This is a genomic window from Bauldia sp. (genome assembly GCF_965232525.1).
Taxonomy (GTDB): Bacteria; Pseudomonadota; Alphaproteobacteria; order Rhizobiales; family Kaistiaceae; genus Bauldia.
In genome coordinates this window covers 1659943-1673817 of record NZ_OZ246980.1, presented here as the reverse complement: position 1 = coordinate 1673817, position 13875 = coordinate 1659943, and the positions used below count along the sequence as shown (strand labels likewise).

At 63.5% G+C, this 13875-nt stretch carries 11 protein-coding genes; 4 read left to right on the top strand and 7 right to left on the bottom strand.

The genetic code is table 11. The features are described from left to right. Positions 1 to 29 precede the first annotated feature (29 nt). From ACO076_RS07945 to ACO076_RS07935, 3 genes are all read left to right on the top strand, one after another. Positions 30 to 2513 (top strand): plasma-membrane proton-efflux P-type ATPase, encoded by a 2484-nt coding sequence (locus tag ACO076_RS07945; protein WP_421726183.1) that lies wholly within the window; start codon positions 30 to 32, stop codon positions 2511 to 2513. Between the two features lie 9 nt (positions 2514 to 2522). Beyond that, positions 2523 to 3407, top strand: a complete 885-nt coding sequence (locus ACO076_RS07940) for a polyphosphate kinase 2 family protein (protein ID WP_421726182.1) — start codon at positions 2523 to 2525, stop codon at positions 3405 to 3407. A 92-nt stretch (positions 3408 to 3499) separates the two neighbouring features. After that, on the top strand, positions 3500 to 4756 hold the full coding sequence (locus ACO076_RS07935; protein ID WP_421726181.1) for a DegT/DnrJ/EryC1/StrS family aminotransferase: 1257 nt from the start codon (positions 3500 to 3502) through the stop codon (positions 4754 to 4756). A 25-nt stretch (positions 4757 to 4781) separates the two neighbouring features. Here the strand turns inward: ACO076_RS07935 and ACO076_RS07930 are convergent, their stop codons facing one another. The 5 genes from ACO076_RS07930 to ACO076_RS07910 are packed head-to-tail and all read right to left on the bottom strand — an operon-like array spanning position 4782 to position 10785. Beyond that, complete coding sequence (locus ACO076_RS07930; protein ID WP_421726180.1) at positions 4782 to 6566, bottom strand: glycoside hydrolase family 2 protein; 1785 nt, start codon at positions 6564 to 6566, stop codon at positions 4782 to 4784. After that, positions 6563 to 7720: a hypothetical protein gene (locus ACO076_RS07925; RefSeq protein WP_421726179.1), complete on the bottom strand. Its 1158-nt coding sequence runs from the start codon at positions 7718 to 7720 to the stop codon at positions 6563 to 6565. Before ACO076_RS07925 ends, ACO076_RS07930 begins: the two co-directional genes overlap by 4 nt. Next, on the bottom strand, positions 7717 to 8550 hold the full coding sequence (locus ACO076_RS07920) for a carbohydrate ABC transporter permease (protein ID WP_421726178.1): 834 nt from the start codon (positions 8548 to 8550) through the stop codon (positions 7717 to 7719). The genes ACO076_RS07925 and ACO076_RS07920 overlap by 4 nt, the downstream gene beginning before the upstream one ends. Further along, a complete protein-coding gene (locus ACO076_RS07915; protein WP_421726177.1) occupies positions 8547 to 9524 on the bottom strand; it encodes a carbohydrate ABC transporter permease in 978 nt (325 codons plus the stop codon). Before ACO076_RS07915 ends, ACO076_RS07920 begins: the two co-directional genes overlap by 4 nt. Then, positions 9499 to 10785, bottom strand: a complete 1287-nt coding sequence (locus tag ACO076_RS07910) for an extracellular solute-binding protein (protein WP_421726176.1) — start codon at positions 10783 to 10785, stop codon at positions 9499 to 9501. The genes ACO076_RS07915 and ACO076_RS07910 overlap by 26 nt, the downstream gene beginning before the upstream one ends. Before the next feature lie 181 nt (positions 10786 to 10966). Between ACO076_RS07910 and ACO076_RS07905 the strand changes: the two genes are divergently transcribed. Next, positions 10967 to 11953: a LacI family DNA-binding transcriptional regulator gene (locus ACO076_RS07905; RefSeq protein WP_421726175.1), complete on the top strand. Its 987-nt coding sequence runs from the start codon at positions 10967 to 10969 to the stop codon at positions 11951 to 11953. Between the two features lie 8 nt (positions 11954 to 11961). Here ACO076_RS07905 and ACO076_RS07900 read toward each other — a convergent pair whose 3' ends face one another. Continuing rightward, on the bottom strand, positions 11962 to 12747 hold the full coding sequence (locus ACO076_RS07900) for an N-acyl homoserine lactonase family protein (RefSeq protein ID WP_421726174.1): 786 nt from the start codon (positions 12745 to 12747) through the stop codon (positions 11962 to 11964). A 71-nt stretch (positions 12748 to 12818) separates the two neighbouring features. Further along, the gene (locus ACO076_RS07895) at positions 12819 to 13841 is read right to left on the bottom strand and encodes an aldo/keto reductase (protein ID WP_421726173.1); all 1023 of its coding nucleotides are present in this window, start codon (positions 13839 to 13841) and stop codon (positions 12819 to 12821) included. Positions 13842 to 13875: the final 34 nt, after the last annotated feature.

Below are 13875 nucleotides of genomic sequence, written 5' to 3'. Positions count from 1 at the left end.
AAGGGTCCACCTCTAGCCGTTGATTCCGAATGACCGCCGCCGACACCAAAACCAAACCTAAATCCGATCTACAGACGATGCCGCTCGATCGCCTCGAAGCGGAGATCGGATCGTCACCGAACGGTCTCTCCGGCGAAGAGGCGAAGAAGCGACTCGCCAAGTTCGGCTTCAACGAACTTGCCGAGAAGCAAGAGAACCCGTTTCTCAAGTTCCTCAGCTACTTCTGGGGGCCGATACCCTGGATGATCGAGATCGCCGTGATCCTGTCGGCGGTGGTCGGCCACTGGGCGGATTTCGGCATCATCCTGGTTCTGCTCTTCGCCAATGCCATCATCGGCTTCTGGGAGGAGCACCAGGCCGGAAACGCGATCGCCGCTCTCAAGGCGAAGCTGGCAATCCACGCCAAGGTCAAACGCGACGGCAACTGGACGAGCGTCGGCGCACGCGAGATCGTCCCCGGCGACGTCATCCGCGTGCGTCTCGGCGATATCGTTCCGGCCGACGCGCGGCTTCTCGATGGCGATCCGGTCGAGGTGGATCAGTCGGCACTCACCGGCGAATCGCTGCCGGTCACCCGCAAGACCGGAGAGGCGATCTTCTCCGGTGCCATCATCCGCCAGGGCGAAACCGACGGCCTGGTCTATGCCACCGGCGCCAACACCTATTTCGGCCAAACCGCCAAACTCGTCGGTGAGGCGCACACGGTCAGCCACTTCCAGCGCGCCGTCCTGAAGATCGGCAACTATCTGATCGTGCTGGCCATCGTTCTCGTGATTTTGATCATCGCGGTTGCGGTTTGGCGCGGCGACCCGCTACTCGAGACGCTCCAGTTCGCGCTGGTGCTCACCGTCGCGGCGATCCCCGTGGCGATGCCGACCGTGCTGTCGGTCACCATGGCGGTCGGCGCGCGCCTCTTAGCCGGCATGCAGGCGATCGTCAGCCGACTGGCATCGATCGAAGAGCTCGCTGGGATGGACGTGCTCTGCTCCGACAAGACCGGTACGCTCACCCAGAACACGCTGACGCTCGGCGATCCGTTCGCGGTCGAAGGTGAGAAACCCGAGGACATCATCGCCGCGGCGGCGCTGGCATCGCGCGCTGAGGATGAAGACACCATCGATCTCGCGGTGATCGGTGGCGTGAAGGACAAGGCGGCTCTCGCCGGCTACACGGTCACTCATTTCCAGCCGTTCGATCCTGTCCACAAGCGAACCGAGGCGACGCTGAATGCAACCGACGGCACGACCGTCAAGGTCACCAAGGGCGCCCCGCAGGTGATCCTCGCCTTGAGCGACAACGCCGATGCCGTGAAGTCCGCGGTGACCGATGCGGTCGACGGTTTCGCCAAGCGCGGCTTCCGGTCGCTTGGGGTTGCCCGCGCCGTCGGCGACAAGGGCTGGCAGTTCCTCGGCGTCATCCCGTTGTTCGATCCGCCGCGGACCGACTCCAAGGAGACCATCGCTGCGGCGCACGATATGGGCGTCACGGTCAAGATGGTGACCGGCGATCAGCAGGCCATTGCCGTCGAGATGGCGAAGCAATTGGGGATGGGCACCGACATCCTCGATGCGGCGGTAATCAGCGCCGGCAAGGATGAAACGGTCAGCGCCGAGGACACCAAGAAGATCGAATCTGCCGACGGGTTCGCTCAGGTGTTTCCCGAGCACAAATTCGCGATCGTCGAGGCGTTGCAGAAGGATGACCACATCGTCGGCATGACCGGAGACGGCGTCAACGACGCACCGGCCCTGAAGAAAGCCGACTGCGGTATCGCCGTCTCTGGCGCTACCGACGCTGCGCGAGCAGCCGCCGACATCGTGCTGATGTCGGCCGGGCTCTCCGTCATCATCGAAGCGATCCGCGAGGCCCGCAAGATCTTCCAGCGGATGAACAGCTACGCGATCTACCGGATCGCCGAGACCATTCGGGTCATCCTGTTCATGACCCTGTCGATCATCGTCTTCAACTTCTACCCGGTGACGGCGATCATGATCGTCTTCCTGGCCCTGTTGAACGACGGTGCCATCCTTTCGATCGCTTACGACAAGGTGCGCTACTCGAAGACGCCCGAGAATTGGGACATGCGCAGTGTGCTCGCGGTGGCGACGTCCCTCGGCGCGATGGGTCTGGTCGAGAGTTTCGGACTGTTCCTGCTGGCGGAGCGGGTGTTCGATCTCGATCGCGACATGATCCAAACCCTGATCTATCTGAAGCTCTCGGTCGCCGGTCATCTCACCGTCTTCGTCGCCCGCACCCGTGGTCCGTTCTGGTCGATCGCCCCGGCGCCGATCCTGCTCGGCGCTGTGATCGCCACCCAGACGGTTGCGACACTGATCGCGGTTTACGGTGTGCTGATGACGCCGATTGGCTGGGGCTGGGCGGCGGTCGTCTGGGGCTACGCTCTAGTGTGGTTCCTGATCGAGGACCGGGTGAAGCTGATCGCCTATGCCGTCCTCGACCGCCGGCACGATGCCACACCCCCGCGCGCTGCACCGGCGCCATCAAAGGCCTGAGGTGGTTTGTTGACCATATCGATCAAGGACTACCGTGTACCGCCCGATCACCGGGTCGAGCTCGACAAGTGGCCGACCCGTGTGGCGCCGGTCTATCGCTCCAAGGACGATTATCGCGCGATCCTGGAAGATCATGTGGAAACGCTGAGCGAGTCGCAAAGATGCCTCGCCGCCAGCGAGACTTATGCTGTGTTGCTCGTCCTGCAGGGCATGGATGCGGCGGGCAAGGACGGGACCATTGCCCATGTCCTCTCCGGGGTGAATCCGGCGCACTGTCAGGTCGCCAACTTCCGCCAGCCAAGCAGCGAGGAGCGGCTCCACGACTTCCTCTGGCGAACGTCGAAGCAGCTCCCCGAGCGCGGCCGCGTCGGCATCTTCAACCGGTCGTACTACGAAGATGTGCTGGTCGTACGGGTTCATCCCGACCTTCTTGCCGCCACCGGCATCGATCCGAAAAAGGCCGAGCACGACGACTTCTGGCAGGCCCGCTACCGCTCGATCGTCGACCATGAAGCCCACCTCCATCGCAGCGAGACCCGGATCGTCAAGGTGTTCCTGCACCTGTCTTGGGAGGAGCAGCGGGAACGCTTCCTTGCCCGCATCGAGGAGCCGGAGAAGAACTGGAAGTTCAGCGAAGCCGACGCCACCGAGCGGCAGTACTGGCCGCGCTACATGAAGGCATACGGTGCCTGTTTGTCCGCCACCAGCACCGACCATGCGCCCTGGTACGTTGTCCCTGCCGACGACAAGGAGAACGCACGGCTGATCGTTTCGCAAATACTGGTTCAGACATTTGGCGACCTGAAACTCGAATATCCGTCGACCTCGGCCGCGCGTCGGAAGGAACTCAAGGCGATCGAATCGACCCTGAAGGCGGAAGACGGCCCGGGATAGCGACCGGCTCGCGACCGAGCACATCCCGGCGCTTCCGGGCAGACCTCGATGCGGCTACGGTGGGCGCGGACAGGGATTGGGAGAAAAACGTCATGTATGTCGTCGGCGAGGAAGAAATCGAAGCGCTGGCCAAGGTGATCCGATCGGGCCGGCTATTTCGCTACGACAACGGGGAGGAGTGCGAGCGCTTCGAGCGTCGCTACGCCGACTACATCGGCGTCAACCACTGTGGCCTCACGGTCAGCGGCACCTACGCGCTCTCGGCATCGATGATCGCCGCTGAGCTCGGCCCCGGCGACGAGGTACTGATCCCGGCGCACACCTACATGGCGACCGCCACCGCGGTTCTGACCACTGGTGCGATCCCGGTGATCGTCGACATCGACGAGAGCATCACCATCGACCCGCAGGCCATCGAAGACGCGATCGGTCCGCGCACCAAGGCAATCGTTCCCGTCCACATGTGGGGGGCGGCCTGCAACATGGAAGCGATCATGGAGATCGCCCGGCGCCGTGGGCTTAAGGTCATCGAGGATGCCTGCCAGGGCGTCGGTGGTGGGTACGAAGGCCGCAAGTTCGGATCGATCGGCGACATCGGCGCGTTCAGCTTCAACTACTACAAGAACATGACCGCCGGCGAAGGCGGCGCGATTACGACGTCCGACGAAACGCTCGCCGAGCGCGCCCGCTGCGCCATCGACCCCTGCCATTTCTATTGGACCGGCCGCGACGACGCCCTGAAGCCATTTGCCGGCAATGGCGGCCGCGCGTCGGAACTGGTCGGCGCCATGCTCAACGTCCAGCTCGACCGCATCGACGGCCTTATCGGCGCCATGCGCGCGGAGAAGCGTCAGATCATCGACGCCACGTCACGGCTCGGCAATCTCGGCTTGGAACTGTCGCCGATGAACAGCCCTGACTACGACTGCGCCGCGCACGTGATGTATCTGCTGCCGTCCGCCGAGCAGGCGGAACGGTTCGTGGAGGTATACCCGGTGGTCATCGCCGGTAAGACCGGCCGGCATACCTATACCGAATGGGACCAGGTGCTGATGGGCGCCGGCGCCGCCCATCCGGCGATGAACCCCTACCAGCATCCGGACAATGCCGAGTGCCGGCGGGACTACGACAAGGATATGTGCGCCCGCTCGCTCGATATCCTGAGCCGCACGATCATGATCCCGACTCACCCACAGCACACGGAAGCCGAAACCCAAGCGATCATCCAGAACATCGAGACCGCCAGCCGGGTCGCCTTTGGCGACATGGATGCATCGGAAGCGGCCGTTCGCTCGACCGAGACGCTTGACCCGAAGAAATTCGATATGGCCGGGACGCCCGAGGCGTAAGCAACCATGACACTGCGGGCGCTACTCAATTGCCCAACATCGCGCGGTAGTGGGCGGCCACGACATCGAACGCCTGCTTCTTGGTCGCCTTGTCTTCCGCGATGAGCCCTTTCCGGTTGAAGCCACCCTGGAGGGCCATCTGTCGGCGTTCGCTGCGGAAATCGTAGAGCAGCCACGGACAGACACCGCGCACGTAGTCGCACAGCGAGAGTACCGCGAACTGGTCGCGGTAGAACTGCGCCTGGCGTTCCTCGGTGAAAAACGTCGTCAGCGATCCGTGAAAGCCAGCGAGTGCGTCCGCACCGGTCTCGCTGATCACCACCGGCTTGCCCGGGTTTGAGTTCGCGAGCAGCGTTCGCAGCGGTCCGACATCAGGCTCGTACCAGCCGAAATATTCGTTGAGACCGATGATATCGAGCGCATCGGCCAAACGATCCTCGATGCGAAACGTTTCCCGGTTGATCAGGCACGCCGCGGTGACGAGCCGGCTCGGATCGGCCTGTCGCGCGGTGTCGGCCAGTCCGCTCATGAACTTGAAACGGGCATCGGTGTCCGCGTTTTCATTGCCGACACCCCACATGATCACCGAGGCGCGGTTTCGATCGCGGGCGATCAGTTCGAGCAACTGATTCTCGGCATCGGCATAGGTTGTGCGGTCCTTGAACCGGATCGCCCAGTAAACCGGAATCTCCGCCCACAGCATGATGCCGACCTCGTCGGCAATCTCGGCAGCACGCTCGTGGTGTGGATAGTGGGCGAGCCGGGCGAAGTTGCAGCCAAGCTCCCTCATATGCGCGAAGCGACGACGGAGATCAGCTTCGCTGGTGACGCGACCATGTTCGGCGTCGTCTTCGTGCACGCATATGCCGCGCAGATAAACATCGTCGCCGTTGAACAGTATCCGCTCGCCGTCGACCCGGATGTCGCGAAAGCCCACACGGTCGCTCACCCGGTCATCGCCGAAGCGGATGCCGACGTCATAGAGACGCGGCGTATCCGGCGACCAGAGGTCGGGAGCCGCGTCGATAATGGCGCCGCCCTGCCCGGCCTCGATCGGCACCGTCGCTGCGACCCTGAGCTCCGGCACGAACACGTCCGCATTGCCGTCGGCCCGGTCGGACAGCCGGACGGCGACGGCAATCCTGCTCCCATCGCCCCCGGGCGCCAGCGCAACGCTAACGTCGCGAATGAACACCGGCGGCAGCGCAATCAGGTCCACCTCTCGGAACAGACCGCCATGATTGAACCAATCGATGTGGTGCATCGGCACCCGCCGCGGGTCGCGACGGTTGTCGACGTTAATCTGCAAGCGGTTCTGTCCGGATTCGAGATGCCCGGTGAGCTCCACGAAGAACGGCGTCGAGCCGCCCATGTGCGCGGCAAGGAAGCGCCCGTTCAGGAAGACCCGCGCGGCGTAGTTCGCCGCGCCGACCCGCAGGACAACGCGGGCATCCGGATCGAAGGTGCTGCCGTCGATGTCGCGGGTGTACCAAGCTCCGCCTTCAAAGTAGCGCCATTCGGGGCGAACGGCCGTGAAACACGACGGCACTTCGATGGTCTCGCCGCCGCTTGCGTCGTAGTCGCGCGGCACCGGCCACGTCTCCGGCGGACCCGGCGTGTCCGCGAACCACCTCTGCCTGAGGCCTTCGTCAAACAGGTCGAGCGCGAACCGCCATGGGCCGGCGAGAGCGATCCGGTCGCGTCCGCCCATGAACACCATGTCGCGATGGCCGACCAAGGGTCGGTTGAACCGATCGCGATAGTGCTCATCGTGAAGATGGGCGAACGGATCGTTGTCGTCGTCGGTCATGTCACCCCGCCAAGGCGATAGCCGATCCCCATGCTGCGGCGGAACCGCCAGTGCCGCCAGCCAGGCCACAACACGTCAGCGGCCATGGCGATGGCGATCCAGCGGAACCAGGTGGCGAAGGTGTTGGAGATACCGTGCGGTTCCTCGTAGCCGCCGACCCAACCGTCCTGTCGGCGTACGCCCTCGCGTTCGTCGCAGAACCCGCCGTCCGGATTCTGCGCATCGAGCAGGGCGCCCACCATCCGATGCAGCCAGGTTTCGATGTCGCTGCGGCGATAGTCGGTGAGGAGCGCCGCGTGGGCGAGGAGATCGACCATATCCACGTCGATGCAGGCGCTGAACACCGCCGGATTCCAGGTCAGCGCATAGTCGATGGCTCGCTCATGATACGGAATCGGCCTGCGGCGGCTGTACCAGAGGTGATAGTTGTGAACCGCGCCGGCAACCGCTTCCAAACGCCGGTCGGGCTCGCTCTGGCCGACACCCCAGAAACCGGTGGTCGGCTCCTGTAGTCGATCGTGCCAGTCGAACAGGATCGGGAAGGTTGCTGCCGCTGCCCGCTGGTCCGCGGCGTCGCCGGTGCGCTCGATGCCGGCGAGGAAACTCGCCAGGTTGACGATGTTGTTCCCTTCCTGCCAGGGGTCGCGCAGATCGCGGTCGGCCAGCCACGCCTTGAGGTAGATCGGATCAAGCCATGGCCGCGCGAAAATCAGGTTCGGTATGCGATCGGGATTAAGCGCCTCGATCGCCGCCAGCGAGTAATTGGTGACGTGGAAGTCGATGTAGCGCCAGGTCTCGTCGCGGTCGGGTTTCTTGAACACCGCGGTGTCGTGCATGCCGGTCATCCGGAACCGGCCGTCCTCGGTCCGGAACGCCTCGAACCAGGCGACCAGGGTGGCGCGATCTTCTCCGTCGAGTCGGTCAAGGCCGTCGATCAGTTCGCGACACAGGATACCGTTGTAGGTGCCGGGCAGCAGGACGCCCGGCCACGCGTCGGCGTCATGGGCGTGACTGATCCGCATGACGCCTTTGGGACCACCGGCGAACGCGACACTGTCGAGCCACGTCAGTGTCGCGTCCCGCGCGGCGTCGATCCGCCGTTTCAGCGCGGCATCCGTATCGCTGTTCGCCACCGGCGCGTCCATCGCGCTCATCCCTTGACCGCGCCTTCGGCCATGCCTTGCATGACCCGCCGCTGCGACAGGAGGAACACGATCGTCACCGGGATCGTGGTGATCGCCGCCAGCCCCATGATGCCCTGGAAGTTGACACCCAATTCGCCGTTGAGGTTCAGGAGCGCGACCGGCAGCGTGTAGGTGTCGGGAGAGCGCGAGACGACCAGAACCGGAAACCACTGGGCCCAGTTGAGCAGGAACGTGATGATGCCAACCGTCGCGACGATTGGGGCGGCCATCGGCATCACGATGCGGGTCAGCGCCTGGACTTCACTGGCACCGTCGACGATCGCCGCTTCGATCACTTCCTTCGGGATCGAGCGAAAGAATTGCTCGAACAGGAAGAACTGAACCGGCCCCAGCGCCAGGAACAGGATGATGCCGGCATAGGTGCCAAGCAGCCCGATCTTGAACATGACGATGTAGACCGGGATCACGAGCAGCATGTACGGATACATGATGGTGGTCAGAAACCCGTACCGCAGGAAGGCGAAGCCCGGCAGCTTTGGCTTGCGCACCAGGGCGTAGGCGCCGATCGCGGTGACCGCGACGGCGATCACCGTCGAGAGGCTAGTGATCACCACCGAGTTGATCGCGTAGAGCCACAACGGCTTGCCGCCGATCATCGCGATCTCGCGGAACGCATCGAGGTTCCAGCTCTCCGGCCACAGGCGCAGCGGGCTGGTGAGAACCGCTTCGGTCGAGCGGAACGCGCCGAGAAGCATCCACCAATAGGGATAGAGAAAGAACACGCTGCACACGATCGCGGTCGCGTAGGCCAGGATGCGGGTCACAGGACGAACGGTCATCGCCAATCTCCCCGTTCGCCGATCCGGTAAGCGAGCAGCGCAAAGACGATGACGATGACAAACAGCACGGTGGCCATCGCCGTCGCTTCGCCATATCGCCCCTGGTCGAACAGCCGATACGCGTAGTAGCTAACGAAGTTGGTGGCGTCGTTCGGCCCGCCCTTGGTCATCACGACGATGACGGTGAAGGTCTTGAGGAACTGGATGACCGCATAGACCGTATTGATGATCATCGCCGGGCGGAGCTGCGGCAGGATCACCATCACCTTCTTCTGCCAGCTACTGGCGCCGTCAATATCGGCCGCCTCCTCCAGCGACCGGTCGCAGATCGCGAGGTTGGCCAGGAAAATCACGGTGTAGAAGCCGGCGTGATGCCAGAGCTCGGCGATCAGGATCGCCGGGAAGACAGTGGTTGTCGATGCGATCCCGCCAAAGGCAGGCAGGCCGACGAGTTCTAGTGCGGCGTTGACCGCGCCGAAACTCTGATCGAACAGCCAACGCCAGACGACGTAGCCGGCGACATCCGGCGTCACCACAGGCAGGAACATTGCTGCCTTGAAGAACAAGCCGCCGCGGCTGATCGCCGGCGAGTGCAGGAGCAGCGCATAGGCCAGGGCGAACCCGACATTGGCGACGACGGCGAGCAGGGTATAGAGCAGGGTTCGCCACAGCGAGTTCAGGAAGATCGGATCGCTCAGGATCGAGATGTAGTTGGCCAGCCCCACATAGGTGGGGTCCGTCCGCAATGCGGTCGCCGATTCGGTCAGGGATACCTGAATGCTGAGCAGGATCGGCCAGATGCCAAAGACGATCGTCAGAGCCGCGAACGGCAGGACAAAGGCATAGAAGGCCGGCGTGCGCCGCGCCGCGATCAGCCGCGACGCGACCGTGGCCCACTGGCCGACGGGGGGAACAGGGCGAGCGGCGATCCGCCCGCCCTGAAGACCGTCACTGCGAAGAGAGCTGTCCGGCAAGATCCCGCATCTCTTGCGCTGTCTCGGAGATGAACGCCTGCCAGTCTTCCGGCGGATCGGCGATCGCACCGAGCAGCTTGCGATGATAAGCGGCTTCCAGCTCAGGATAGAACGTATGGATCGACTCCGGGAAGTCGTAGGCGATCAGCGGTCCCTGTGCCCTGGCGAAGAACTGCCGCCGTTCGGACAAGTCGTCCACATCGAGATCGCCACGCACCGCGGCGCCGACGTTCTCCAACGATGCCTGCTGTGCAGGCTTCGACAGCATGAACTTGGCGAAGTCGATGGCCAGATCCTTGTTCGGCGAATTCTCCGGTACCGCGACGCCGCGCATACCGCCGATGACCACGAAGCCGCCGTCGTTACCGGTGTGACTCGGCCAGGGACCGACCAGAAAGTCACCGTTGAGCACGTCTTCGCCATCCCATTTGCGCACGTTCCAGTCGCCGACGCGGAACATGCCGCCGCGGCCGCCCTCGATCACCTGGTACATCTCGCCGAAGGAATGGTTGATGGTGTCCGGCGCAACAAAACCATAGTCGGTGAAGGTTCGCAGGAACTCTTCCAACACCGCCGCGTGCTCCGGCTGGTCGATGACGATGTTGCCGTCGGGATCGATCAGCGTGTGGCGCAAACCTGAGCCGAAGGTGAAGAGGTCGAGCATGTGGATGAGGTCACGAGGGTTCGCGGCTTGCAAAGCAAAGCCGAAGGTGTCGGCTTGACCGTTACCGTCGGGATCGCTCTCGTTGAACTTCATCGCGACGCGCTTGGCATCGTCCCACGTGGTCGGCAGCGACTCGCCAACCGCGTCGAACCAGCTTTTGCGGCCGCCGAATCCCATCTGCACCCGCTGAACCGGCAGGATGATCATGTCCCCGTCATAGGTTGCGACCCGTAGGTCGTCTTCGCTGAGGAAATCCTTGTCGTCGACCTGGGCCAGGACATCGCTGAGATCCATGACCCGGTCGGTCTGGTTCTGGATGCGGATCACCCGCTCGTAGTTGTTGTAGATCAGGTCCGGTGCCGTATCGGTGTTGAGGGCGCTGGTCACCCGCCCGAACCACTGATCGGTCGGGAAGCTCACCGAGGTCACCGTCACCCCGGGATGGTCCTCGGCGAACGCGGCGCTCATCTCCTCGAACCACTTGACGCCGTTGTCGCCGAGATCGTGCCAGACGACCAGTTCCGTGTCGGCGCGAGCCGACCCGGCCATGAGAAGCCCTGCCACCGCGGCCCAGGCCAACGCTTGTTTGCAGCGCATGCGATTTCCTCCCTTGGCTAAATCTTTCGCATTAGGTAAACGTTTAACCTATATGAGCTGGGTAAACGTTTAACCGCGAGTTTAGGCCGAGCGACCAAAAAATGCAACGACAGCGGTGTCAGACCAGGCAATGATAAAGAAAACTAAGGCAAAGCGGCAGCCGGCATCACCGATCCGAACGGTGTCGATCACCCAAGTTGCCCAAACCGCGGGGGTGTCGGTCGCCACCGTGTCACGGATCGTCAACGGCAACACCAGCAAGGCCTCCCCCGAGACGGTCGAGCGGGTACGCCAGACGGTGCGAGACCTCGGCTACCGCCCGATCAGTGCGGGCCGGGCACTCCGGAACCGGCAAAGCCATCTGGTCGGCGTCCTCGCCGCCAACGTCGCCAACCCGTCAATGGCAGCGATCGCCGCCTCGACGGAGGCTGCCCTGCGGCGTCACGGATTGACGATGGTGCTCTGCGACACCCACGACCGCGCCGATCTCCAGGACGAATATCTCATGGAGATGCGGGTCCAGTTTGCCCGCGCCATCGTCTTCCTCGGTGTCGTCGACAGCCCGAAGCTCGACGAATTCCGAAACGGCGCCATCCCGCTGCTCTTCGTCAATCGTCGCCCACCGAAAGGCAAAGCGTCGTTTGTCGGCATCGACAACCGCCAGGCCGGACGTGACGTCGCCGACCATCTCTTGACTCGCGGCATCAGCGATATTGCCGTGATCCACGGCAGTCTGGCGTCGTCGGCAACCGAAGAACGGGTTGCCGCCTTCCGCCAGGCGACCAAGGCTGCCGGGCATCCGCTTCCGCGCGGTCGGGTGATGGCCGGAGCGGAGGCCGATCACTTGGCAATCGGCGCTGACGCGATGCGAAAACTGCTTGAGCGTGGCCGACCGCCGCGCGGTATCTTCTGCCTTAGTGATCTGATCGCCTATGGCGCCCACCGGGTCTGCCGCGAAGCTGGCCTTAGCGTCCCCGGCGACGTCGACATCATCGGTTTCGACGACAATCCGCTTAACGAATGGATCGCTCCTTGGCTGACATCGGTTCGGGTGCCTTACGATGCCTATGGCGATGCCGTCGCCGACACGCTCAACGCGATGGCGGAAGGTGCCGACGGTCCTTCGGTTCTTCTCGATCACCAACTCATCGTGCGCGACGACGCGTAGCCTCGCGCCTACAAGCGTCGAACGTCGATGCCGGTGTCCGCGAACACCTGTGGGTACCGCTCACGCACCAGCGGATCATGGCCGGGTACGATCCGTCCGTCGTTACCGGCAAGCTCACGCAGCCGATCGAAGCCACGCAGCATCTGACCGACGTCGGCAACGATCGGGAACGGCTTGCGCTGCTCGAAGTTCTCGTAGTAGTGCGCGGCGTCGGAGGCGAGCACCAACGGACCTTCAGGGGTATTCACCCGCACGCTCTGCAGGCCCATACTGTGCCCCCCGATCAGGTGAACGGTGACGCCCGGCGCGATTTCTGCATCGCCGTCGTGGAACGTCACCAGCCCGGAATACACCCGCTTGACGGCCTCGCAGATGTGGCCCGCCGTGAACGGATGGCGCAGCGCCTGGTAGCACATGCATGGTCCTGTGGCGTACGCCATCTCGGCGGCCTGGAGGTGCAACCGGGCGCCGGCGAAGTCGGCGAGACCGCCGGCATGGTCGTAGTGCAGGTGGGTGACGATGATCGTATCGATGCTGTCGGGCGCGATGCCGATCCGCTGCAGAGCCTCGGGCGGATCGACAATCGTCGGACGACCGCGGGCCGCGCCCTCGGCGCTGTCATAGCCGGTGTCGACGAGTATCGTCCTGTCACGGTTGCGGATCACCCAGATGAAATAGTCGATCGGGTGAAGGGCCGAATGGTTGTCGTCCTGAATGAAGTTGTCGACCCGGCGCCGGTCGGTCAGCTCCGAATACTTGATGGCGAACACTTCATATGTGTCTGTTGGCGTCACCTGCTCCCTCCCCTCATGTAGCGATCGTCGGTGGTAGCACATTCGCTATGGCCGACGCGGCTGAGTCCGTCTCAGGGGACCGGAGCGTCAGCCGCAATGAGTCCCTTCTCCTTGAGTGCCGCCCATAATTCGCTCGGAATCTCGATACCGAAGGCCGCGACATTCGCCTGAACATGATTGGCGGTGTCGGCGCCGGGGATCACCGAGACAACGGCGGGGTGCGCCACCGGAAACTGCAGCGCCGCGGCCGCGATCGGCACATCGAAAGCGTCGCACACCGTTTCGATCGCCCGCACCCGTTCGCGCACCGGCTCGTCCGCGCGCTTATATTGATAGGTCGCCTCCGCGGTCGTCCCAGTCGCGAGAATGCCGGAGGCAAACGGCGCACCGATGATCACGCTAGCACCCCGCGCCTCACATAGCGGCAGTTCCTCGGCGAGCGCTTGCTGATCAAGCAGCGTATAAGGCATCGCGAGGACGAAGTAGTCGATGTCGAAGTGCTCGAGAAAACGGGGGATCAGGCCTGGCAGGTTGATTCCTGCGCCGATTGCCGCGATCTCGCCGGAGCGCTTGAGATCCTGTAGCGCGGCAAACCCGCCTTCCTGGTCAAGTTGCCGGAAACCTCCATCGACGCCGGCATCGGTCTTGCGGTGGCGCGGGTCCAGGTCGTGGATGGCAAGGCCATCGACGCGCGGCAGTCCCAGCCGCTGCAGGCTGTCTTCCCACGACCGCAGGATTGGGCCAGCCGAATAGTCGAAATGCGGCACGAACGGTAAGCCGCCCGGCCAGCGCTCCCGCCATTGCGAGCGCTCGAAATCGAAGCCGCGATCGGGGCGCTTGAAGACCCGCCCGACCTTGGTCGTCACAACGAACTCATCGCGCGGCTTGTTCCTGAGATACCGCCCGAGCCGATGCTCACTCTGCGTCGTGCCGTACCAGGGCGCGGTGTCGAAGAAGCGAATCCCGCTCACCCAAGCCTGATCGAGAACGCTATCGGATTGCGCGTCGTTCACCGACGCCTTCATGCCGCCGAGCGGACCGGTTCCGAGTCCCAGTGTCGGTACCGTTAGCTCACTCGCCCCCACCCGCTGCATCATCCATCTTCCCCGTTGGATATTGTTTTGGTCA

Coding starts and splice junctions, on each gene's coding strand:
- ACO076_RS07945 (WP_421726183.1), top strand. CDS start 30: ATGACCGCCGCCGACACCAAAACCAAACCTAAATCCGATCTACAGACG.
- ACO076_RS07895 (WP_421726173.1), bottom strand. CDS start 13,841: ATGCAGCGGGTGGGGGCGAGTGAGCTAACGGTACCGACACTGGGACTC.
- ACO076_RS07935 (WP_421726181.1), top strand. CDS start 3,500: ATGTATGTCGTCGGCGAGGAAGAAATCGAAGCGCTGGCCAAGGTGATC.
- ACO076_RS07925 (WP_421726179.1), bottom strand. CDS start 7,720: ATGAGCGCGATGGACGCGCCGGTGGCGAACAGCGATACGGATGCCGCG.
- ACO076_RS07930 (WP_421726180.1), bottom strand. CDS start 6,566: ATGACCGACGACGACAACGATCCGTTCGCCCATCTTCACGATGAGCAC.
- ACO076_RS07910 (WP_421726176.1), bottom strand. CDS start 10,785: ATGCGCTGCAAACAAGCGTTGGCCTGGGCCGCGGTGGCAGGGCTTCTC.
- ACO076_RS07920 (WP_421726178.1), bottom strand. CDS start 8,550: ATGACCGTTCGTCCTGTGACCCGCATCCTGGCCTACGCGACCGCGATC.